A 20,084-nucleotide genomic window follows, 5' to 3' on the forward strand; every position below is an offset into this window, starting at 1 on the left:
GTGATCGGTTGCCGGCCGTCAGTGCCAGTAGCGTTCGCTGAAGCCGGTCATCGCGTAGCCCGCCACAGAGGTGAGGGTGATGACCGCGATCGAGATGATCGGCCAGAAGGACATGTACCAGCCCTTCAACATGGATACGAACGGGCCGATTACGGCCGCGGCTATGGCGGCACCGATGCCGCCCCACACCACCGGGTAGATGTAGTAGTTGATGCCGAATGGCACCGGTGGGCAGTCATCCGGCGGGCACACGTTTTCGGTGAAGGCAAAGAGCTGTGCCGGCCAGCTGGTCATCGTGACCAAGGCCAAAAGCACCGCAAGTATCGCGACGGTACCTACCGCGTCCCAGGGAGCTATTCGCAGCGTGAGTACCCGCGGTGGGGTCTGATCGTCGAAGTCGTCGGGAAACGACTGGGATTCGGTGCCAGGGTCGGGGTGAGTCTCCTCAGGCTGATTCGGCGGTGCCATGCCTGCATGCTCCCGGATGGCAGTGGTTTTGGCGACCCGCAGCTGCGATGGGCCGCGGTGTGGCTGCGTTACCCTCGGTCTCCATGGCTGTGGCGTCTCAGGGGCTAACGCCCGAGCAGGTCAGTGCGATCGACGCCGCACACCTGTGGCACCCGTATAGCACCATCGGCGGTTCGAATGATGGGGGGGCGTTGCCGCCCGTGGTGGCGGTGGCCGCCCACGGCCCCTGGTTGACGCTGGTCCGCGACGGCCAGCTGATCGAGGTACTCGACGCGATGAGCTCCTGGTGGACCGCGATCCACGGTCACGGCCACCCGCTGCTGGACGCGGCGCTGGCCACTCAACTGCGCGTGATGAATCACGTCATGTTCGGTGGGCTGACCCACGAGCCGGCCGCCCGGCTGGCGAAGCTGCTGGTCGATATCACCCCGGCGGGTCTGGAGACGGTCTTCTTCAGCGACTCCGGGTCGGTGTCGGTGGAAGTCGCGGTGAAGATGGCGCTGCAGTACTGGCGCAGCCGTAAGCTGCCCGGCAAGCGGCGGCTGATGACCTGGCGGGGCGGCTACCACGGCGACACCTTCACGCCGATGAGCATCTGCGACCCCGATGGCGGCATGCATTCGCTGTGGACCGATGTCCTGGCCCGCCAAGTGTTCGCCCCACAGGTGCCGCGCGACTACGACCCCGGCTACAGCACCGCGTTCGAGACGCAACTCGCGCAGCACGCCGACGAACTGGCCGCCGTGGTCGTCGAGCCCGTCGTACAGGGTGCGGGCGGGATGCGCTTCCATGACCCGCGGTATCTGCGCGATCTGCGCGACATCTGCCGGCGCCACGAGGTGCTGCTGATCTTCGACGAGATCGCAACCGGCTTCGGCCGCACCGGCGAACTATTCGCCGCCGACCACGCCGGGGTGAGCCCGGACATCATGTGTGTCGGAAAGGCGCTCACCGGCGGATATCTCAGCCTGGCGGCGACCCTGTGTACGACCGCCATCGCGCGCACCATCAGCGTCGGTGAGGCCGGCGCGCTGATGCACGGCCCCACTTTCATGGCCAATCCGCTGGCCTGTGCGGTGTCGGTGGCCAGCGTTGAGGTGCTCCTCGGCCAGGACTGGCGCTCCCGCATTGCCGAGATCGGCGCCGGGTTGGCGGCCGGGCTGCAAGCCGCCCGAGGCTTGCCCGCCGTGAGCGATGTGCGGGTATGCGGCGCCATCGGCGTCATTGAATGCGACCGGCCGGTCGACCTGGCCGTCGCCACCCCGGCGGCGCTGGACGGCGGCGTCTGGCTACGTCCGTTCCGCAACCTGGTCTATGCGATGCCGCCCTATATCTGCGAACCCGCCGAGATTGCGCAGATCACCTCCGCGATGGTCGAGGTCGCGCGCGTCGTCGCTTCTCGTAGGCTCTAGGGCGATGAAGGCACCGATCGACACCCCCCCGAAAGCGGGTGGCGCCCCCGCACCTCTGGCCTGGCTGGAGGAGGTAGAGCGGAAACGCCGCCAGGCCGGGCTGCGTCGCGCGCTGCGGCCGCGTCCAGCCGTGGCCACCGAGTTGGATCTGGCATCCAACGACTACCTCGGTTTGTCCCAACATCCCATGGTCATCGACGGTGGCGTCCAGGCGCTGCGGGTCTGGGGTGCCGGTTCCACCGGTTCGCGCCTGGTCACCGGCGATACCGAGCTGCACCAGGAATTCGAGTGCGAACTCGCCGACTACGTCGGGGCATCCGCGGGGTTGCTGTTCTCCTCTGGCTACACGGCCAATCTGGGAGCCGTCGTCGGTTTGTCCGGTCCGGGCTCCCTGTTGGTGTCCGACGCCTACTCGCATGCGTCTCTGGTGGATGCCTGCCGACTATCGCGGGCCCGGGTGGTGGTGACGCCGCACTGTGATGTCCGGGCCGTGGATGCTGCCCTGGGCTCGCGTGCGGAGCAGCGCGCCGTAGTCGTCACCGACTCGGTATTCAGCGCCGACGGCACATTGGCCCCGGTTCGCGAATTGCACGAGGTCTGCCGGCGCCACCGTGCGCTGCTCCTCGTCGACGAGGCGCACGGCCTCGGCGTGCGTGGTGGTGGACGCGGGTTGCTATACGAGCTGGGGCTGGCGGGTGCGCCCGATGTGGTGATGACCACCACCCTGTCGAAGGCGCTCGGCAGCCAGGGTGGCGCGGTGCTCGGGCCGGCGCAGGTGCGTGCTCACCTGATCGATGCCGCCCGGCCTTTCATCTTCGACACTGGCCTGGCTCCGGCGGCGGTGGGCGCCGCGCGTGCCGCGCTGCGCGTCCTGAAGGCCGAGCCGTGGCGGCCCGAGGCGGTGCTGCGCCATGCCCGCGAACTGGCCCGAATCTGCGATGTAGCGCTCGGCGGCGATGCGGGCCGCGGCGAAGCCGGGCGATTCTGGTCCGAGATACCGCAGTCGGCGGTGGTGTCGGTGATCCTCGGTGATCCAGAGGTGGCCCTGGCCGCCGCGACGGCCTGCCTGGACGGCGGCGTGCGGGTGGGGTGTTTCCGGCCCCCGACCGTGCCCACCGGGACCTCTCGGCTGCGGCTTACCGCCCGCGCGTCCCTTCACGCCGCCGAGCTGGAAATGGCCCGGCGGGTGCTGACCGACGTCCTTGGCGGACGTCCGGTGGCGCGTCGTTGACCGTCCTGGTCGTCACGGGTACCGGTACCGGGGTCGGCAAGACGGTCGCGACCGCGGCGCTGGCGTGTTGCGCGCGTCAGGCCGGCATCGACGTTGCGGTGTGCAAACCCGTTCAGACCGGCACTGAGCCCGGTTCTGGCACCGGTGATGACGACCTCGCCGAGGTGCGTCGACTGTCCGGAGTGACCGTGCTCGCCGGGTTGGCGCGGTATCGCCTGCCGTTGGCTCCGGCGGCTGCGGCCGAGCAGGCCGGGATGCCGTTGCCCACCCGCGACCAGCTGGTGCAGCTCATTGGCGGCTTGGAATGTCCCGGACGGCTGACATTGGTCGAGGGTGCTGGCGGGCTGCTCGTCGAAATCGCCGATTCGGGTGTGACGCTGCGTGATATCGCCGCAGACCTGGGTGCCGCGGTGCTAGTGGTGGTCACCGTGGAATTGGGTACCCTCAACCACACGGCGCTGACGCTTGAGTCACTTGTCGTACCAGGGGTTTCGTGTGCCGGATTGGTTATCGGCAGTTGGCCGGTGAAGCCTGGGTTGCTGGAGGACTCGAATCGGACCGCGTTGACTCGGCTGGCTCCGGTGCGGGCGGCACTGCCCGCAGGAGCTGCGTCATTGAATGCAGCCGAGTTCGCGGCGATGAGCGTGACGGCGTTCGACCGCGACTGGGTAACCGCGTTGGTCCGTTGATGGTGCATTCGATCGAGCTGGTCTTCGACCGCGATACCGAGGCAACGATCCGTCGCATCTGGGACAACCTGGCTGGCGCCGGAATACCCAGCCAGGCGCCGGCCAGTCGTCCGCACGTGACGCTGGCCGTTGCCGAGCGCATCGACGCCGATGTCGACGAGTTGCTGAGTCCGCTTGCCGAGGGGCTGCCCCTGGGCTGCCTGATCGGCGCGCCGGTGCTGTTCGGGCGGTCCAATGTCGTGTTCGCGCGGCTGGTGGTGCCGAGCAGCGCTCTGTTGGACCTGCATGCGCGGGTGCACCGGCTGAGCCTTCCGTATTTGGCGCCGGGGCCGATGTCCAACAGCCTGCCCGACCAGTGGACGGCACATGTCACGTTTGCCCGCCGGGTCGGTGGCGCTCAACTGAGCCGGGCGCTGCGCATCGCCGGCCGGCCGCCGCAGCTCGATGGCCACTTCACGGGCTTGCGCCGCTGGGACGGCAACAAGCGCATCGAGCACCTCCTCGGCTGACTCAGCTGATCCAGCGAAAGCCCAGTAGGGCTCGGTGGGGGGTGACCGGATCACGTTTGTGCGGCCGGGCACGGCTACCCTAGGTTGGCAATTCCGTGCTCGACCAGCTTGGGCACGGATGGACGTGACAAGAACCCAGGGGAGTACTTGAGTGACTCAGGCGGCGACTGAACCGACCACCGACGCCGGCCGGGATGGCGTGGACAGCTCGGACATTCTGGCGGTGGCCCGCCAGCTTGTGCTGGAGCGCGGTGTGGGTTTGAGCCAGGACCAGGTGCTGCAGGTGCTGCAGCTACCCGATGATCGGCTGGAGGAGTTGCTGGCGCTCGCCCACGAGGTGCGGATGCGCTGGTGCGGACCCGAGGTCGAGGTCGAGGGCATCATCAGCCTGAAAACCGGTGGTTGCCCGGAAGATTGCCATTTCTGCTCCCAATCCGGCCTCTTCGCTTCGCCGGTGCGCAGCGCCTGGCTGGATATTCCCAGCCTGGTCGAGGCGGCCAAACAGACCGCCAAGTCCGGCGCCACCGAGTTCTGCATCGTGGCGGCGGTGCGCGGACCCGACGAGCGGTTGATGGCCCAGGTCGCAGCCGGTATCGAGGCAATCAACAACGAAGTCGAGATCAACATCGCCTGCTCGCTGGGGATGTTGACGGCCGAGCAGGTGGACCAGCTCTCGGCGATGGGCGTGCATCGCTACAACCACAACCTCGAGACCGCCCGCTCGTTCTTCACCAATGTGGTCACCACGCACTCTTGGGAAGAACGCTGGCAGACACTGTCGATGGTGCGCGAGGCCGGCATGGAAGTGTGCTGCGGTGGCATTCTCGGCATGGGGGAGACGCTGGAGCAGCGTGCGGAATTCGCGGCGAACCTGGCCGAGCTGGGCCCCGACGAGGTCCCGTTGAACTTCCTCAACCCGCGGCCCGGTACCCCGTTCGGCGACTTGGAGGTGATGCCGGCCAGCGAGGCGCTGAAGTCGGTGGCCGCCTTCCGGCTGGCGTTGCCGCGCACCATGTTGCGTTTCGCCGGTGGCCGCGAAATCACCCTGGGCGACCTCGGCGCCAAACAGGGCATTCTGGGCGGCATCAACGCCGTGATCGTCGGGAACTACCTGACCACGCTGGGCCGACCCGCAGAAGCGGACCTGGCGCTGCTCGACGATCTGCAGATGCCGATCAAGGCGCTCAACGCCAGCTTGTAGGAACTCGCAGCAGTGGTTCGGGATCTGGGTGGGCCGGTGGGAGCCGGGATCTACAACGTCTACACCGGGGAGCCGGTTGGCACGCCCCCGCCCACCGCGGCGCAGTTGGGCCTTGAGCCTCCTCGGTTCTGTGCGGAATGCGGGCGCCGGATGGTCGTTCAGGTTCGACCCGACGGCTGGTGGGCTCGCTGCTCCCGGCACGGACAGGTGGACTCGGCCGACTTGGAGGCACAGCGGTGACCGACCAGTCGCTGCCTTCGGTGCCGTCCGGCCCCGAGCTTTCCGGCGCACCGCGCACATCGCGGACACGCGCGATCCTCGCCGTGGTATTGGGTCTGTCGGCGACCGGCGTGTTGGTCGGTGGGTTGTGGGCGTGGATTGCTCCGCCGATCCACGCCGTGGTGGCCATGACTCGCGCGGGTGAGCGGGTGCACGAGTATCTGGGCAGCGAATCGCAGAACTTCTTCGTCGCACCGTTCATGCTGCTGGGGCTCTTGGGTGTGCTGGCGGTGGTGGCGTCAGTACTGGTGTGGCAATGGCGGGAACACCGCGGACCGGGGATGGTCGTGGGGCTTTCGATCGGGTTGTCCGCCGCGGCGGCGTTCGCCGCTGCGGTTGGCGCACTACTGGTTCGGCTGCGTTACGGCGCGTTGGACTTCGACACGGTGCCCCTTTCCGGCGGTGACCACGCGATAACGTACGTCACTCAGGCACCGCCGGTGTTTTTCGCCCGACGGCCACTGCAAATTGCCGCCACTTTGATGTGGCCGGCTGGCACAGCATCGTTGGCATATGCACTGCTTGCAGCCGGGACGGCGCGCGACGACCTGGGCGGATATCCGGCTGTCGATCCGCCGTCGAGCACGCCTACGGAAGCCCCGGAAGCTCCTGACGCCCCACCAGCACCGGTGTCATAGCGGCGTCAGAGCGGACGGCGGCTCAGCTTCCTGCCGGTGATGACCTTGGCCGCGATTACGGCCAGCCGCGCCATTCCCGCGTAGGTCATCGGGTTGAACATGGTCGGCCACGTGGTCCGAATGAGATGGTCGGTCAGGGGCCGCCGGGCGAACCGGTCGGCGAGCCAGCGAAGCGTCATCGGGGCAGACAGCGGGTGCAGGCAAACATGTTCGCTGAACGCGTCGCGATGGTAGGTGACGTCGGCGCCGCCGGCTGAGTAGGCGTCGGCGAGCGCGTCGATGTCATCGACGTCGATGAGGTAGTCGTGCACTGCCTGCACGATCAATACCGGTGGTGTGGGCACGGCGGCGCCCAGCTTGATGTCGTCGAAGACGTGGGAGACCTCCGGTGTCGACAAGATGTCCTCAAGCGGTTCGTCGAGGAAGTCACCCATGTCTCTGCCGGCCATCCGGAGAACCGCGCCGACGGTTGTCATCTTTTCCAGCTGCTGGAGCAGCTGGCGACCCTCGTCGTTGGCGTGTTTCTTGATCACCCGGTCCAGATCGGGGTAGCTGTGTTGGAGCGCAGCCACGACCAACGCCGGCAAACCGGCAAAGAAGGTGCCGTTGAGGCGGCGGAACGTGTGGCCAAGGTCACTGACGGGGGATCCCAGCACCGCACCGACGATGTCCAGCTCGGGTGCGTATTCGCCACACGCTTCGGCGGCCCACGCGCTGGCCAGTCCGCCGCCGGAGTAGCCCCACAGCCCGATCGGCGCTGTTGGGGACAACCCGATGTGTTCGGAGCTCAGGGCAGCCCGGATCCCGTCCAGGATTCGGTAGCCGGGTTCATGCGGCGAGCCCCATAGCCCCTTCATCCCCTCATGGTCGGGCACCGATACCGCCCATCCTTCGGCAAGTGCGGCGCTGATCATCAGCAGCTCCAGCTGGGGCAGTGAGCCCAGGGCCTTGGCACGCCGCCGCAGTGCGTAGGACGGAAAACAGCGAGACGACATCGCATCGATAGCGCACTGATACGACAGCAACGGGCAGGTCTGCCCCGGAGCAAGCTCTTCGGGGACGATCACCGTGGTCACCGTCGCCTCGGGGTTGCCGTACATATCCGTCGTTCGGTACAGCAGCTGGGTAGCCGTGATGGGCTGTGGAACCAAGCCCAGAAACGCCAGCTCGACGCCGCGCGAGCGCAGCACCGTTCCGGGCGCAGCGTGCTGGTAGCCGGCGGGTGGGAAGTAGAACGGATCGTCGGATGGCAGCAGCGGTCGAACTTTGCGCTGCAATTCCTCATGCGACGGCCGGCCGATCCATTCGGCGCCGGTCGCGCCCGCCAAATTGCCGAGCTCTACCACTAAGGCTCCCTTCATGGCCATCGGGCATTCTCGCGCGCGAGTGTTCAGGTCAACGGAATGGCAGCGCGGTTTGCCCGTCGAAGTCCTGCGCCGGCACGCATTCGGCGCCAGCTGCCCTTATCCGGCTCTTATAGTCTTATCCAAGCTACAGGATTCGAGGGCCCACCCAGACCGCAGCGCTGCGTGGCGCCTATCACATGCGCATTACAACTGGGCTGCCCGGATGCTCCTGGGGCGCACGCGACGATCAGAGCTGGCCGGGAGGCCGCAGTGCGGCGAACTCGTCAGTGACCCTGAGCTGGGAGTCGGTAAACCGGTACAGCGCCGCGGGGCGGCCACCACTGCGGCCGGACTGCGCGATGGTTCCGGTCTGGGTGATGACTCTGCGACGGGCAAGCACTCGCTGCAGGTTGGTTGCGTCGACCTGGTAGCCCAGTGCGGCGCCGTAAATGTCGCGGAGCGTCGAGAGTGCGAATTCTCTTGGAGCCAAAGCGAATCCGATATTTGTATAGGACATTTTGGCAACCAGTCTGGTGCGGGCATGGGTCACCATCGGGCCGTGATCGAATGCCATCAGCGGCAGCGAACTCACCGGGTGCCAGCGGGTGTCTGCCGGCAGCTCGGGGGTGGCGGGAGAGGGCACCAACCCCAAGTAGGTCGACGCGATCATCCGGATGCCCGGCAGCCGGTGCGGGTCGGAAAACACCGCGAGCTGTTCCAAATGGGACAGTTCGCGCAGATCTACCTTCTCGGCCAGTTGGCGCCGAACCGAGGTGGTCATGTCTTCGTCGGTGCGCAGCCGTCCGCCCGGCAACGACCATGCGCCACGTTGTGGCTCCCTTGCGCGTTCCCATAGCAGCACGTTGAGCTGCGGCTTTTCCGTACCGCGGCTCGTCGGAACGCCACGGACCTGAAATACCACGGCCAGCACTTCGTGGGCGGTGCTACCATGGGCCATGTTTTCGATTATAAGTCGAAAACCTCCTGGAGTGCGGAAGGAGCGGTAATGACGGTGCTGAATCGTACCGACACGCTCGTGGATGAACTGTATGCCGACATCACCAACTCGCCGATCGGCTACGCCGGGGTTGACGGTGACGAACAGTGGGCTACCGAGATTCGCCGACTGGCGCAGTTGCGTGGGGCCACCGTACTGGCGCACAACTACCAGCTGCCCGCGATCCAGGATGTCGCCGACCACGTGGGGGATTCGCTGGCGCTATCGCGGATCGCCGCCGAGGCACCGGAGGACACCATCGTGTTCTGCGGGGTGCACTTCATGGCCGAGACCGCAAAAATTCTCAGCCCGGACAAGATCGTGCTGATCCCGGATCAGCGGGCGGGCTGCTCGCTGGCGGACTCGATCACTCCCGACGACCTGCGGGCCTGGAAAGACGAGCACCCCGGCGCCGTCGTCGTCTCTTACGTCAACACCACAGCCGCCGTCAAGGCGCTCACCGACATCTGTTGCACCTCGTCAAATGCGGTCGACGTGGTCGCGTCCATCGACCCCAACCGCGAGGTGTTGTTTTGCCCGGACCAATTCCTCGGTGCACACGTGCGCCGGGTGACGGGCCGCAAAAATCTGCACGTGTGGGCCGGCGAATGCCACGTACACGCCGGGATCAACGGAGACGAGCTCGCCGACCAGGCTCGCGCACATCCCGATGCCGAACTGTTCGTACATCCGGAGTGCGGATGCGCAACCTCGGCGCTGTACCTCGCCGGCGAAGGAGCATTCCCGGCCGAGCGGGTAAAGATCTTGTCCACCGGCGGGATGCTCGACGCGGCGCACGCGACGCGCGCCCGTAGGGTTCTGGTGGCCACCGAGGTCGGTATGTTGCACCAGCTGCGCCGGGCAGCACCGGATGTCGACTTCCGCGCGGTCAACGACCGTGCATCGTGCAAGTACATGAAGATGATCACCCCCGCGGCCCTGTTGCGCTGCCTGGTGGACGGTGCCGATGAAGTCCACGTCGATCCGGAAATCGCCGCTGCAGGCCGGCGCAGTGTGCAGCGGATGATCGCAATCGGCCAACCGGGGGGCGGCGAATGATGGCCGGTCCCGTTTGGCGGGATGCGGCCGACGTCGTCGTGGTCGGCACGGGCGTTGCCGGGCTGGCGGCCGCACTGGCCGCCGACCGCGCCGGGCGCAGCGTCGTGGTGCTCAGCAAGGCTGCCGAGACACGCGGTGTGACCGCGACACACTACGCGCAAGGCGGCATCGCGGTGGTGTTGCCGGACAACGACGACTCGGTCGACGCGCACGTCGCCGACACCCTGGCCGCGGGCGCGGGCCTGTGCGATCCCGACGCGGTGTACTCGATCGTCGCCGACGGCTACCGCGCGGTCACCGATTTGGTAGGGGCCGGAGCGCGGTTCGATGAATCGGTCCCGGGCCGGTGGGCGTTGACGCGTGAAGGCGGGCACACGCGGCGACGCATCGTGCACGCCGGCGGCGACGCCACCGGCGCCGAGGTTCAGCGGGCGCTCGATCATGCCGCCGGGATGCTCGACATCCGAACCAGCCACGCGGCGTTGCGAGTTCTCCACGACGGCACGGTGGTGACTGGGGTATTGGTGCTGCGCCCGGACGGATGCGGCGTAATCAGCGCTCCGTCGGTGATCCTGGCCACCGGCGGGCTCGGGCACCTGTACACCGCGACCACCAACCCGATGGGCTCCACCGGCGACGGCATCGCCCTCGGATTATGGGCCGGCGTCTCGGTCAGCGATCTCGAATTCATCCAGTTCCACCCCACGATGCTTTTTGCTGCCGGTCGCGGCACCCCCACCGGCCACAGCGCCGGGGGGCGGCGGCCGCTGATAACCGAGGCCATCCGCGGTGAGGGCGCGATATTGCTTGACAAGCAAGGCAATTCGATAACAGCAGGCGTGCATCCGATGGGCGACTTGGCGCCGCGCGACGTCGTCGCAGCCGCCATTGACGCGCGGATGAAGGTCACCGGCGATCCGTGCGTCTATCTCGACGCCCGCGGTATCGAGGGCTTCGCGTCCCGGTTCCCGACGGTCACGGCAGCCTGCCGGGCTGCCGGTATCGACCCCGTCCGCCAACCGATCCCGGTTGTTCCGGGTGCGCACTACAGCTGTGGCGGGATCGTAACCGATGTCTACGGCCAGACCGAGCTGCTTGGGTTGTACGCCGCGGGCGAGGTGGCCCGCACCGGGCTGCACGGTGCCAACCGGCTGGCCTCCAACAGCTTGCTGGAAGGGTTGGTGGTCGGAAACCGCGCCGGAAAGGTTGCAGCCGCGCACGCCGCGGCGACCGGGCGTTCGCGTGCGCCCTCGCCAGCGACATGGCGCGAACCGATCAGCTACCCGGCGCTGGGGCGCGGCGACCTGCAACGAGCGATGAGCCGCGACGCCTCGGTGGAGCGCACCGCGACCGGTCTGCACCGGTTGCGCGACACGCTGTCCGAAGCGCAGCTTCGCAACGTCGCGGGCTGTCGCGATCTCGAGGATGTGGCGCTCACCCTGGCCGCTCGGACGGTGACCGCCGCCGCGCTGGCCCGCATCGAAAGCCGTGGCTGTCACCATCGCGCCGACTATCCCGATGCCGGGCCGGACCAAGCGCGCAGCAGTGTGGTCCGATTGGCGGGTGAGGGCGATTCGGTTCGGGTGGAAGCCCTCGCGGCGGTGGGTTGATGAGGCTGGTCGACGACGAGCTGGCCGCCGCTCGAGACACCATTGCGCGCGGTCTCGATGAGGACCTGCGCTACGGGCCCGACATCACGTCGATGTCGACGGTGCCAGCGGGCACGATTGCCACCGCGGCGATGGTGCCCCGGGAACCCGGCGTGATCGCCGGGGTTGACGTCGCGTTGCTGGTGCTCGATGAGGTGATTGGTACGGCGAATTACCAGGTGCTCGATCGTGTCGAGGACGGTGCCCGGGCGCAGCCCGGCGAGGCACTGCTGACGGTGCGGGCCGAAACGCGCGGCCTGTTGACCGCGGAGCGGACCATGCTGAACCTGATTTGCCACTTGTCTGGGATCGCCACCGTGACGGCGGCCTGGGTCGATGCGGTCCGCAACACCAAGGCCAAGGTCCGCGATACCCGAAAAACCCTGCCCGGCCTGCGTGTGCTGCAAAAGTACGCGGTGCGTGTGGGTGGCGGCGTCAACCACCGGATGGGGCTGGGTGACGCGGCAATGATCAAGGACAATCATGTTGCCGCCGCGGGATCAGTGCTCGCCGCGCTACACGCGGTACGGGAGGCGGCACCCGATTTGCTGTGCGAGGTCGAAGTGGACTCGCTCGAGCAGCTGGATGACGTGCTGGACGAGAAACCCGAGCTAATCCTGCTGGACAACTTCTCGGTGTGGCAGACACAGATGGCCGTACAACGACGCGACGCGCGCGCGCCCGGTGTCTTGCTCGAGGCGTCTGGCGGGCTCAGCCTGCAGAACGCCGCGACGTACGCCGGAACGGGTGTGGACTATCTCGCCGTGGGTGCGTTGACTCACTCGGTTCGCGTCCTCGACATCGGTTTGGATATGTAAGCCGGCGCAGCTCCGGCCGGATAGCGTGGGCGGGATGGCGCGAACGATGGAAGATCTCGTGGCCGAAGCCGCAGCAGCACCCGTCGACGGCTGGGACTTCTCCTGGTTGGACGGCCGCGCGAGCGAAGAACGCCCCTCATGGGGCTATCAACGACAGCTGAGCCAGCGGCTGGCGAATGTGACGGCTGCCCTAGACCTGGAAACCGGCGGAGGCGAGGTGCTGGCCGGCGCGGGCAACTTCCCGCCCATCATGGTTGCCACCGAATTGTGGCCACCCAACGCGGCTTTGGCGACCAAGCTGCTGCATCCGCTTGGCGTGGTCGTCGTCCGCACCGGCGACAAGCCGCCGCTGCCCTTCGCCGATGCGGCGTTCGACCTGGTGACCAGCCGCCACCCCAGCGCCCGCTGGTGGACCGAGATTGCGCGGGTTCTCCGGCCAGGCGGCACCTACTTCGCACAACACGTCGGACCCGCCACCCTGTGGGAATTGCGAGAGCACTTCCTCGGGCCACAACCTCACGGTGGGGCCGACCAGTACGCAGACGTGGAACGCACCCGCATCACCGACGCAGGCCTCGAGGTTGTCGACATGCGGATGGAGCGACTGCGGGTGGAGTTTTTCGACATCGGCGCCGTCGTTTATTTTCTGCGTAAGGTGATCTGGCTTCTGCCGGACTTCACCGTCGAGCGCTACCGCGATCGGCTGCGCACCCTGCATGAGCGAATCCAAACGGAGGGCCCATTCGTCACCTACGCGACTCGCGCACTCATTGAGGCCCGCAAACCGTCCTGATGCGGCCGGGGCCCCAGGTTCAGGCGATATCGCCGACGAATACCCCGATCCGGCGTAGCTGCAGGCGCGCCATCCGCGGCAGCCCGTCGCCGTCGGAGCCGGCTGGCACGATCCGGGCGTTGACGACATGCACAACGCTGCGGGCAAAGTGCACGTCGGCCTCGCCCGCGGCCAACACGTTCTTGACCCAGTCTGTCTTGCCGTGCCCGAGCGCGATCGCCAGCACGCGGTCGTTGCGGTAGGCGGTAACGATGGTCTGGTACGGCTTTCCCGACTTGCGACCGCGGTGCTCGATGGTTGCCGTTCCGGGCAGGTAGCGCGCAATCGGTTTGAGCGCCGAGTTGATGTATTTGATCTGGAAACGCTCAAACCAGGGCGGGAACACCATCGGGACGCCCGGTGCGTTGTTGGGGTGATCCTTTGCGGACATGGCGGCTCCTCTTTGCCGGCCTTTTTACTGCACTGTACCGGTCGGATATTGACTTGAGCTGCTCTGGGACAATGGTCCACGTGACCGCGCCGCCACCTGTCCTGACCCGTATCGACTTGCGGGGAGCCGAGTTGACGGCTGCCCGGCTGCGGGCCGCCCTGCCACGCGGTGGCGCCGATGTGGAAACCGTGCTGCCGAAGGTACGGCCCATCGTGGCGGCCGTGGCCGAGCGCGGGGTGGAGGCCGCGCTGGACTTCGGCGCTTCGTTCGACGGTGTGCGGCCACAGACCGTCCGCGTGCCGGACGCAGCACTGGACGCTGCGCTGGCCGGTCTGGACTCCGATGTCTCCGACGCGTTGCGGGTGATGATCGAACGGACCCGCGCCGTGCACGCCGACCAGCGCCGCACCGACGTCACAACCACGTTGGGCCCGGGCGCGACGGTCACCGAGCGGTGGGTCCCGGTCGAGCGGGTAGGCCTGTACGTGCCGGGGGGCAATGCGGTGTACCCGTCCAGCGTGGTGATGAACGTTGTGCCCGCCCAAGCCGCCGGTGTCGACGCGCTGGTGGTGGCCAGCCCGCCGCAGACCGGCTCGCAGGGTGGCTTCGTCGGATTGCCGCATCCCACCATCCTGGCTGCGGCCCGGCTGTTGGGCGTTGACGAGGTCTGGGCTGTCGGTGGCGCCCAGGCGGTGGCGCTGCTGGCCTACGGCGGCACCGATACCGACGGCACACACCTGGCGCCGGTCGACATGATTACCGGGCCGGGCAACATCTATGTCACGGCTGCCAAGCGGCTGTGCCGCTCCCAGGTGGGCATCGACGCCGAAGCGGGGCCAACCGAGATCGCCATCCTCGCCGACCACACCGCCGATCCGGCGCATGTGGCTGCCGACCTGATCAGTCAGGCCGAACACGACGAGATGGCTGCCAGCGTGCTGGTCACTCCGAGTGCGCAACTGGCCGACGCCACCGACGCCGAACTGGCTGCGCAGCTGCGGACCACGGTGCACCGCGAACGGGTGACGGCAGCGTTAAGTGGACGCCAATCGGCAATCATCCTGGTCGACGACGTGGACGCCGCCGTCTTGGTCGTGAACGCCTATGCCGCTGAGCATCTGGAGATTCAGACCACCGACGCTGGGCGGGTTGCCGGCCGGATACGCTCGGCCGGAGCCATTTTCGTCGGTCCGTGGTCCCCGGTGAGCCTCGGCGACTACTGTGCGGGGTCCAACCATGTGCTGCCGACCGCGGGGTGCGCCCGGCATTCCAGTGGTCTGTCAGTACAGACCTTCCTGCGCGGTATCCATGTCGTGGATTACACGGAGGCGGCCCTCAAAGATGTTTCCGGACACGTGATCACGCTGGCCAAGGCCGAAGACCTGCCTGCGCACGGTGAGGCGATACGGCGGAGGTTTGAGCGATGACCCAGTCAGGACGGCGGATCACGCTGGACGATCTGCCGCTACGCGATGACTTGCGTGGAAAATCACCTTACGGCGCACCGCAATTAGCTGTTCCGGTGCGGCTGAACACCAACGAGAACCCGCACCCTCCTACCCAGGCGTTGGTTGACGATGTGGTGCGATCGGTGCGGGAGGCGGCCAGCGACTTGCACCGGTACCCCGACCGCGACGCTGTGGCGCTGCGTACCGAACTGGCCCGCTACCTGAGCGTGCAGACCGGTATCCAGCTCAGTTTCGAAAACGTATGGGCAGCCAATGGGTCCAATGAGATCCTGCAACAACTACTCCAGGCGTTCGGCGGCCCGGGGCGCACCGCAATCGGTTTCGTCCCGTCCTACTCGATGCACCCGATCATCTCCGACGGCACCCACACGGAGTGGATCGAGACGGTCCGCGCCAATGATTTCGGTCTCGATGTCGATGCCGCCGTCGCCGCCGTGATCGATCGCAAACCCGATGTGGTGTTCATCGCCAGCCCCAACAACCCTTCCGGACAAAGTGTTTCGCTACCCGATCTGCGTAAGCTGCTCGATGTTGTGCCTGGAATTGTGATCGTCGACGAGGCTTACGGTGAGTTTTCCTCGCAGCCCAGCGCGGTGTCGCTAGTCGAGGAGTTTCCGACCAGGCTCGTCGTCACCCGCACCATGAGTAAGGCTTTCGCTTTCGCCGGAGGCAGGCTCGGATATCTGATCGCAACGCCGGCGGTGATCGACGCGATGTTGCTGGTACGGCTGCCGTATCACCTGTCGTCGGTTACGCAAGCCGCCGCCCGCGCCGCGCTGCGGCACTCCGACGACACCCTGAGTAGCGTCGCCGCGCTGATCGATGAACGCGAGCGGGTTACCACGGCGTTGAGTGGCATGGGTTTTCGAGTCATTCCAAGCGATGCCAACTTTGTGTTGTTCGGTGAGTTTGCCGATGCACCGGCCGCCTGGCAGCGCTATCTGGACGCCGGCATTTTGATCCGCGACGTCGGGATTCCCGGCTTCCTGCGCGCCACCACCGGGCTGGCCGAGGAGAACGATGCTTTCCTGCGGGCAAGCGCCCGGATCACCACCGACCTGGCCCCGGCCACCCCCAGTCCGGTAGGAGCACCATGACAGCCACTGAAACACGGAAAGTCGTCCGTCGTGCGCGTATTGAGCGGCGTACGCGCGAATCCGACATCGTCATCGAGCTCGACCTCGACGGCACCGGGCAGGTGGCCGTGGATACCGGTATCCCGTTCTATGACCACATGCTGACGGCGTTGGGCAGTCACGCCAGCTTCGACCTTACGGTGCGCGCCCAAGGCGATGTCGAGATCGAAGCACATCACACCGTCGAGGACACCGCGATCGCGCTGGGCACCGCACTTGGGCAGGCCCTCGGCGACAAAAAGGGCATCCGCAGGTTTGGCGACGCCTACATCCCGATGGACGAAACGCTGGCCCACGCCGCCGTCGACGTGTCCGGCCGGCCCTATTGTGTGCACACCGGGGAGCCGGATCACCTGCAGCACACCACTATCGCGGGCAGCTCGGTGTCCTACCACACCGTCATCAACCGACACGTGTTCGAATCGTTAGCGGCCAACGCCCGCATCGCGCTGCACGTGCGCGTCCTGTACGGGCGCGACCCGCACCATATCACCGAAGCGCAGTACAAAGCCGTCGCCCGCGCGTTGCGCCAGGCGGTCGAGCCCGATCCCCGGGTCGTGGGCGTACCGTCCACCAAAGGTGTTCTGTGACTAAGCATTCCCGGCCAAAGTCGGTGGTAGTACTCGACTATGGTTCCGGTAATCTGCGGTCGGCGCAACGCGCGCTGCAGCGGGTCGGTGCCGCGGTCGAAGTAACCGCCGACTACGGGGCCGCGGTAGCCGCCGACGGTCTCCTGGTGCCTGGTGTCGGCGCTTTCGCGGCGTGCATGAGCGGGCTGCACACCATCACCGGAGAGCGGGTCATTGCCGAGCGAGTGGCGGCCGGACGACCGGTGCTGGGGGTGTGTGTCGGCATGCAGATTCTGTTCGCGCGTGGGGTCGAGTTCGGCGTCCAGACCCAAGGCTGCGGGCAGTGGCCGGGAGCTGTGACCCGGCTGGTGGCCCCGGTGGTCCCGCACATGGGCTGGAATGTCGTGACTGCCGCTCCGGGCAGTGCGCTGTTCAAGGGTTTGGACATCGACGCCCGGTTCTATTTCGTGCACTCCTATGCTGCGCAACGATGGGAAGGGTCATCCGACGCGCTGCTGACCTGGGCCACACATCAGGTACCGTTCCTGGCTGCGGTGGAGGACGGGCCCCTGGCCGCCACCCAGTTTCACCCGGAAAAGAGCGGGGAGGCCGGTGCGGCCGTACTGAGTAACTGGGTTGAGGGACTTTAAAGGATGCCGGTGATGTCGCTGATACTTTTGCCCGCAGTCGATGTGGTTGCGGGTCGTGCCGTGCGCCTCGTTCAGGGGAAGGCCGGCAGCGAAACCGAGTACGGCTCGGCGGTGGATGCCGCACTGGGCTGGCAGCGCGACGGCGCCGAGTGGATCCACCTGGTCGACTTGGATGCCGCGTTCGGCCGCGGTTCCAACCGCGAACTGTTGGCGGAGGTGGTGGGCAAGCTCGACGTCGACGTCGAGCTGTCCGGCGGTATCCGCGACGACGATTCCCTGGCCGCGGCGCTGGCCACCGGATGCGCCCGGATCAATGTGGGTACGGCGGCGCTGGAAGACCCGCAATGGTGTGCGCGAGTGATCGCCGAACACGGCGACAAGGTCGCCGTCGGCTTGGACGTCCAAATCGTCAATGGCGAGCATCGGTTGCGCGGGCGTGGCTGGGAAACCGACGGCGGCGACCTCTGGGATGTACTGGAACGCCTCGACGGTCAAGGATGTTCGCGGTTCGTCGTCACCGATGTCACCAAGGACGGCACGCTCGGTGGCCCCAATCTTGACCTGCTGGCCGGTGTTGTCGATCGCACCGACGCCCCGGTGATCGCCTCAGGAGGTGTGTCCAGCCTGGATGACCTACGCGCCATTGCCACTCTCGCACACCGCGGTGTGGAGGGGGCCATCGTGGGCAAGGCCCTCTACGCCGGGCGGTTCACCCTGCCGCAGGCGCTGGCCGCGGTGCGGGAGTAGATCCGCGGTGGAGCAGGGCGCGGCAGACCTGGACACATTGGTGGGGAAGGCATCGGCAATCCTTGATGCCGCAACGGCTCTCTTTCTCGCCGGTCACCGTGCCGATTCGGCAGTCCGCAAGAAGGACAACGACTTCGCCACCGAAGTCGATCTTGCGATCGAGCGGCAGGTCGTCGCTGCGCTGGTCGCGGCCACCGGTATCGAGGTGCACGGCGAGGAGTTCGGCGGCGCGGACGTCGACTCGCCGTGGGTGTGGGTACTGGACCCCATCGACGGCACGATCAACTATGCCGCCGGATCGCCGATGGCCGCGATCCTGCTGGGCCTGCTGCACGACGGAGATCCGGTGGCCGGGCTGACCTGGTTGCCTTTCACCGACCAGCGCTACATGTCCGTGGCGGGTGGTCCGCTGATAAAGAACGGTGTATCGCAACCGGCGCTGGCTCCCGCCGAGCTGGCCACCACGCTCATCGGCGTTGGCACATTCAGCGTCGACTCACGGGGCCGGTTCCCGGGGCGCTATCGACTGGCGGTGCTGGAAAGTCTCAGCCGAGTTTCGTCGCGGCTGCGCATGCACGGTTCCACCGGCCTTGATCTCGCCTTCGTTGCCGATGGGATACTCGGCGGTGCAATTAGTTTCGGAGGTCAGGTCTGGGACCACGCCGCTGGGGTCGCGTTGGTGCGGGCCGCCGGCGGTGTGGTCACCGACCTGGCCGGGAAACCGTGGACCCCGGCATCGCGTTCTGCCTTGGCGGCGGCACCGGGTGTGCATGCCCAGATTATCGAGATCATTTGCAGCATAGGGGAACCGGGGGACTACTGAGGTGTATGCCGGCAACGCCCTTGCGGTACGCGTGATCCCGTGCTTGGACGTCGACGACGGGCGGGTGGTCAAGGGCGTCAATTTCGAGAATCTCCGCGACGCGGGTGACCCCGTGGAACTCGCCGCTATCTATGACGCAGAGGGCGCAGACGAGTTGACCTTTCTCGACGTGACCGCGTCGTCGTCGGGACGAGCCACCATGTTGGATGTGGTGCGTCGCACCGCCGAGCAGGTGTTCATCCCGCTGACGGTGGGCGGCGGGGTGCGCACAGTCACCGACGTCGATGTCCTGCTGCGCGCTGGGGCCGACAAAGTCGCCGTCAACACGGCCGCCATTGCCCGCCCGGACTTGCTGGCCGATATGGCACGGAAGTTCGGCTCGCAGTGCATCGTGTTGTCCGTCGATGCTCGCACGGTTCCGGTTGGAGCAACCCCGACACCGTCCGGTTGGGAGGTCACCACCCACGGCGGTCGTCGCGGCACCGGTATCGACGCCGTGGAGTGGGCAGCCCGCGGGGCGGACCTCGGGGTGGGGGAGATCCTGCTGAACTCGATGGACGCCGACGGCACCAAAGCCGGGTTCGACCTGGCGATGCTGCGTGCGGTCCGTGCCGCGGTCACGCTGCCGGTAATCGCCAGCGGCGGCGCCGGGGCCGTGCAGCACTTCGCCCCGGCGGTTGCCGCGGGAGCCGATGCGGTATTGGCGGCCAGCATCTTTCACTTCCGGGAGCTGACGATCCGTCAGGTGAAGGCCGCCATGGCCGCGGAAAATATCACCGTGAGGATCACCGACCGATGAAGCTCGACCCTGCGATCGCCGGACGCTTGAAACGCAACGCTGACGGATTGTTCACGGCCGTCGTACAGGAGCGCGGCAGCGGTGACGTGTTGATGGTCGCCTGGATGGACGACGAGGCTTTGGCTCGCACCCTTCAAACCCGTGAGGCTACCTACTATTCGCGGTCCCGCGCTCAACAGTGGGTCAAGGGCTCGACGTCCGGCCATACCCAGCACGTTCACGCGGTGCGCCTGGACTGCGATGGCGACGCCGTATTGTTGACGGTCGACCAGGTCGGTGGTGCCTGTCATACCGGCGACCACAGTTGCTTCGATGCCGCCGTGCTGTTGGAACCCGAGAGCTAGTCCCGTCAAAGGGGGGTCGCGCGGCCGG

At 66.9% G+C, this 20,084-nt stretch carries 23 protein-coding genes; 19 read left to right on the forward strand and 4 right to left on the reverse strand.

From position 1 onward, the window contains the following. Positions 1–18: 18 nt before the first annotated feature. Positions 19–468 (reverse strand): hypothetical protein, encoded by a 450-nt coding sequence (locus AADZ55_RS10470; protein ID WP_207569066.1) that lies wholly within the window; start codon positions 466–468, stop codon positions 19–21. Positions 469–551: 83 nt separating this feature from the next. Between AADZ55_RS10470 and AADZ55_RS10475 the strand changes: the two genes are divergently transcribed. From AADZ55_RS10475 to AADZ55_RS10505, 7 genes are all read left to right on the forward strand, one after another. Further along, positions 552–1,880, forward strand: coding sequence for an adenosylmethionine--8-amino-7-oxononanoate transaminase (locus AADZ55_RS10475; RefSeq protein WP_085324832.1), 1,329 nt, complete (start codon positions 552–554; stop codon positions 1,878–1,880). 4 nt (positions 1,881–1,884) lie between these two features. Continuing rightward, entirely contained in the window at positions 1,885–3,111 is a 1,227-nt protein-coding gene (locus AADZ55_RS10480) for an 8-amino-7-oxononanoate synthase (RefSeq protein ID WP_085324743.1), read from the forward strand. Further along, positions 3,108–3,800 (forward strand): dethiobiotin synthase, encoded by a 693-nt coding sequence (gene bioD / locus AADZ55_RS10485; RefSeq protein ID WP_085324744.1) that lies wholly within the window; start codon positions 3,108–3,110, stop codon positions 3,798–3,800. Before AADZ55_RS10480 ends, bioD begins: the two co-directional genes overlap by 4 nt. After that, positions 3,800–4,309, forward strand: coding sequence for a 2'-5' RNA ligase family protein (locus AADZ55_RS10490; RefSeq protein ID WP_085324745.1), 510 nt, complete (start codon positions 3,800–3,802; stop codon positions 4,307–4,309). Before bioD ends, AADZ55_RS10490 begins: the two co-directional genes overlap by 1 nt. Before the next feature lie 151 nt (positions 4,310–4,460). Further along, positions 4,461–5,510, forward strand: coding sequence for a biotin synthase BioB (gene bioB, locus AADZ55_RS10495; RefSeq protein ID WP_085324746.1), 1,050 nt, complete (start codon positions 4,461–4,463; stop codon positions 5,508–5,510). A 12-nt stretch (positions 5,511–5,522) separates the two neighbouring features. Continuing rightward, positions 5,523–5,750, forward strand: a complete 228-nt coding sequence (locus AADZ55_RS10500; RefSeq protein WP_085324747.1) for a hypothetical protein — start codon at positions 5,523–5,525, stop codon at positions 5,748–5,750. An 11-nt stretch (positions 5,751–5,761) separates the two neighbouring features. Then, positions 5,762–6,427 (forward strand): DUF2567 domain-containing protein, encoded by a 666-nt coding sequence (locus AADZ55_RS10505; protein ID WP_242670076.1) that lies wholly within the window; start codon positions 5,762–5,764, stop codon positions 6,425–6,427. A 5-nt stretch (positions 6,428–6,432) separates the two neighbouring features. Here AADZ55_RS10505 and AADZ55_RS10510 read toward each other — a convergent pair whose 3' ends face one another. Both AADZ55_RS10510 and AADZ55_RS10515 read right to left on the reverse strand, forming a co-directional pair. Further along, a complete protein-coding gene (locus AADZ55_RS10510) occupies positions 6,433–7,773 on the reverse strand; it encodes a lipase family protein (RefSeq protein ID WP_085324834.1) in 1,341 nt (446 codons plus the stop codon). A gap of 247 nt (positions 7,774–8,020) precedes the next feature. Beyond that, positions 8,021–8,731, reverse strand: a complete 711-nt coding sequence (locus AADZ55_RS10515) for an NUDIX hydrolase (protein WP_085324749.1) — start codon at positions 8,729–8,731, stop codon at positions 8,021–8,023. Between the two features lie 48 nt (positions 8,732–8,779). Here AADZ55_RS10515 and nadA point away from each other — a divergent pair, with 48 nt between their 5' ends. Genes nadA through AADZ55_RS10535 form a run of 4 tightly spaced genes read left to right on the forward strand, consistent with a single transcriptional unit; the run spans position 8,780 to position 13,089 of the window. Continuing rightward, entirely contained in the window at positions 8,780–9,829 is a 1,050-nt protein-coding gene (gene nadA / locus AADZ55_RS10520; RefSeq protein WP_085324750.1) for a quinolinate synthase NadA, read from the forward strand. Further along, positions 9,829–11,439 carry an L-aspartate oxidase gene (locus AADZ55_RS10525; RefSeq protein WP_242670074.1) on the forward strand — a complete coding sequence of 537 codons (1,611 nt, stop codon included), beginning with the start codon at positions 9,829–9,831 and terminating at the stop codon, positions 11,437–11,439. Before nadA ends, AADZ55_RS10525 begins: the two co-directional genes overlap by 1 nt. After that, a complete protein-coding gene (gene nadC, locus AADZ55_RS10530) occupies positions 11,439–12,296 on the forward strand; it encodes a carboxylating nicotinate-nucleotide diphosphorylase (RefSeq protein ID WP_085324752.1) in 858 nt (285 codons plus the stop codon). Before AADZ55_RS10525 ends, nadC begins: the two co-directional genes overlap by 1 nt. Before the next feature lie 34 nt (positions 12,297–12,330). Beyond that, on the forward strand, positions 12,331–13,089 hold the full coding sequence (locus tag AADZ55_RS10535) for a class I SAM-dependent methyltransferase (protein ID WP_085324753.1): 759 nt from the start codon (positions 12,331–12,333) through the stop codon (positions 13,087–13,089). Between the two features lie 19 nt (positions 13,090–13,108). Here the strand turns inward: AADZ55_RS10535 and AADZ55_RS10540 are convergent, their stop codons facing one another. Then, on the reverse strand, positions 13,109–13,519 hold the full coding sequence (locus AADZ55_RS10540) for a nitroreductase family deazaflavin-dependent oxidoreductase (RefSeq protein WP_085324754.1): 411 nt from the start codon (positions 13,517–13,519) through the stop codon (positions 13,109–13,111). Between the two features lie 71 nt (positions 13,520–13,590). Here AADZ55_RS10540 and hisD point away from each other — a divergent pair, with 71 nt between their 5' ends. Genes hisD through hisI form a run of 8 tightly spaced genes read left to right on the forward strand, consistent with a single transcriptional unit; the run spans position 13,591 to position 20,056 of the window. Then, on the forward strand, positions 13,591–14,946 hold the full coding sequence (hisD, locus tag AADZ55_RS10545) for a histidinol dehydrogenase (protein WP_085324755.1): 1,356 nt from the start codon (positions 13,591–13,593) through the stop codon (positions 14,944–14,946). Next, complete coding sequence (locus tag AADZ55_RS10550) at positions 14,943–16,085, forward strand: histidinol-phosphate transaminase (protein WP_085324756.1); 1,143 nt, start codon at positions 14,943–14,945, stop codon at positions 16,083–16,085. The genes hisD and AADZ55_RS10550 overlap by 4 nt, the downstream gene beginning before the upstream one ends. Next, positions 16,082–16,714: an imidazoleglycerol-phosphate dehydratase HisB gene (hisB, locus tag AADZ55_RS10555; RefSeq protein WP_085324757.1), complete on the forward strand. Its 633-nt coding sequence runs from the start codon at positions 16,082–16,084 to the stop codon at positions 16,712–16,714. The genes AADZ55_RS10550 and hisB overlap by 4 nt, the downstream gene beginning before the upstream one ends. Further along, positions 16,711–17,343 (forward strand): imidazole glycerol phosphate synthase subunit HisH, encoded by a 633-nt coding sequence (gene hisH / locus AADZ55_RS10560; RefSeq protein WP_085324758.1) that lies wholly within the window; start codon positions 16,711–16,713, stop codon positions 17,341–17,343. The genes hisB and hisH overlap by 4 nt, the downstream gene beginning before the upstream one ends. Before the next feature lie 9 nt (positions 17,344–17,352). Continuing rightward, on the forward strand, positions 17,353–18,090 hold the full coding sequence (priA, locus tag AADZ55_RS10565) for a bifunctional 1-(5-phosphoribosyl)-5-((5-phosphoribosylamino)methylideneamino)imidazole-4-carboxamide isomerase/phosphoribosylanthranilate isomerase PriA (protein ID WP_085324835.1): 738 nt from the start codon (positions 17,353–17,355) through the stop codon (positions 18,088–18,090). A 28-nt stretch (positions 18,091–18,118) separates the two neighbouring features. Beyond that, positions 18,119–18,913 carry an inositol monophosphatase family protein gene (locus AADZ55_RS10570; protein WP_085324836.1) on the forward strand — a complete coding sequence of 265 codons (795 nt, stop codon included), beginning with the start codon at positions 18,119–18,121 and terminating at the stop codon, positions 18,911–18,913. Between the two features lies 1 nt (position 18,914). Then, complete coding sequence (gene hisF, locus AADZ55_RS10575) at positions 18,915–19,712, forward strand: imidazole glycerol phosphate synthase subunit HisF (RefSeq protein ID WP_085324759.1); 798 nt, start codon at positions 18,915–18,917, stop codon at positions 19,710–19,712. Further along, on the forward strand, positions 19,709–20,056 hold the full coding sequence (gene hisI / locus AADZ55_RS10580; RefSeq protein WP_085324760.1) for a phosphoribosyl-AMP cyclohydrolase: 348 nt from the start codon (positions 19,709–19,711) through the stop codon (positions 20,054–20,056). The genes hisF and hisI overlap by 4 nt, the downstream gene beginning before the upstream one ends. Positions 20,057–20,084: the final 28 nt, after the last annotated feature.

The sequence above is a fragment of the Mycobacterium decipiens genome, assembly GCF_963853665.1.
GTDB lineage: Bacteria > Actinomycetota > Actinomycetes > Mycobacteriales > Mycobacteriaceae > Mycobacterium > Mycobacterium decipiens.

Coding starts and splice junctions, on each gene's coding strand:
- AADZ55_RS10470 (WP_207569066.1), bottom strand. CDS start 468: ATGGCACCGCCGAATCAGCCTGAGGAGACTCACCCCGACCCTGGCACC.
- AADZ55_RS10475 (WP_085324832.1), top strand. CDS start 552: ATGGCTGTGGCGTCTCAGGGGCTAACGCCCGAGCAGGTCAGTGCGATC.
- AADZ55_RS10480 (WP_085324743.1), top strand. CDS start 1,885: ATGAAGGCACCGATCGACACCCCCCCGAAAGCGGGTGGCGCCCCCGCA.
- AADZ55_RS10490 (WP_085324745.1), top strand. CDS start 3,800: ATGGTGCATTCGATCGAGCTGGTCTTCGACCGCGATACCGAGGCAACG.
- AADZ55_RS10515 (WP_085324749.1), bottom strand. CDS start 8,731: ATGGCCCATGGTAGCACCGCCCACGAAGTGCTGGCCGTGGTATTTCAG.
- nadA (WP_085324750.1), top strand. CDS start 8,780: ATGACGGTGCTGAATCGTACCGACACGCTCGTGGATGAACTGTATGCC.
- AADZ55_RS10525 (WP_242670074.1), top strand. CDS start 9,829: ATGGCCGGTCCCGTTTGGCGGGATGCGGCCGACGTCGTCGTGGTCGGC.
- nadC (WP_085324752.1), top strand. CDS start 11,439: ATGAGGCTGGTCGACGACGAGCTGGCCGCCGCTCGAGACACCATTGCG.
- AADZ55_RS10535 (WP_085324753.1), top strand. CDS start 12,331: ATGGCGCGAACGATGGAAGATCTCGTGGCCGAAGCCGCAGCAGCACCC.
- AADZ55_RS10540 (WP_085324754.1), bottom strand. CDS start 13,519: ATGTCCGCAAAGGATCACCCCAACAACGCACCGGGCGTCCCGATGGTG.
- hisD (WP_085324755.1), top strand. CDS start 13,591: ATGGTCCACGTGACCGCGCCGCCACCTGTCCTGACCCGTATCGACTTG.
- AADZ55_RS10550 (WP_085324756.1), top strand. CDS start 14,943: ATGACCCAGTCAGGACGGCGGATCACGCTGGACGATCTGCCGCTACGC.
- hisB (WP_085324757.1), top strand. CDS start 16,082: ATGACAGCCACTGAAACACGGAAAGTCGTCCGTCGTGCGCGTATTGAG.
- hisI (WP_085324760.1), top strand. CDS start 19,709: ATGAAGCTCGACCCTGCGATCGCCGGACGCTTGAAACGCAACGCTGAC.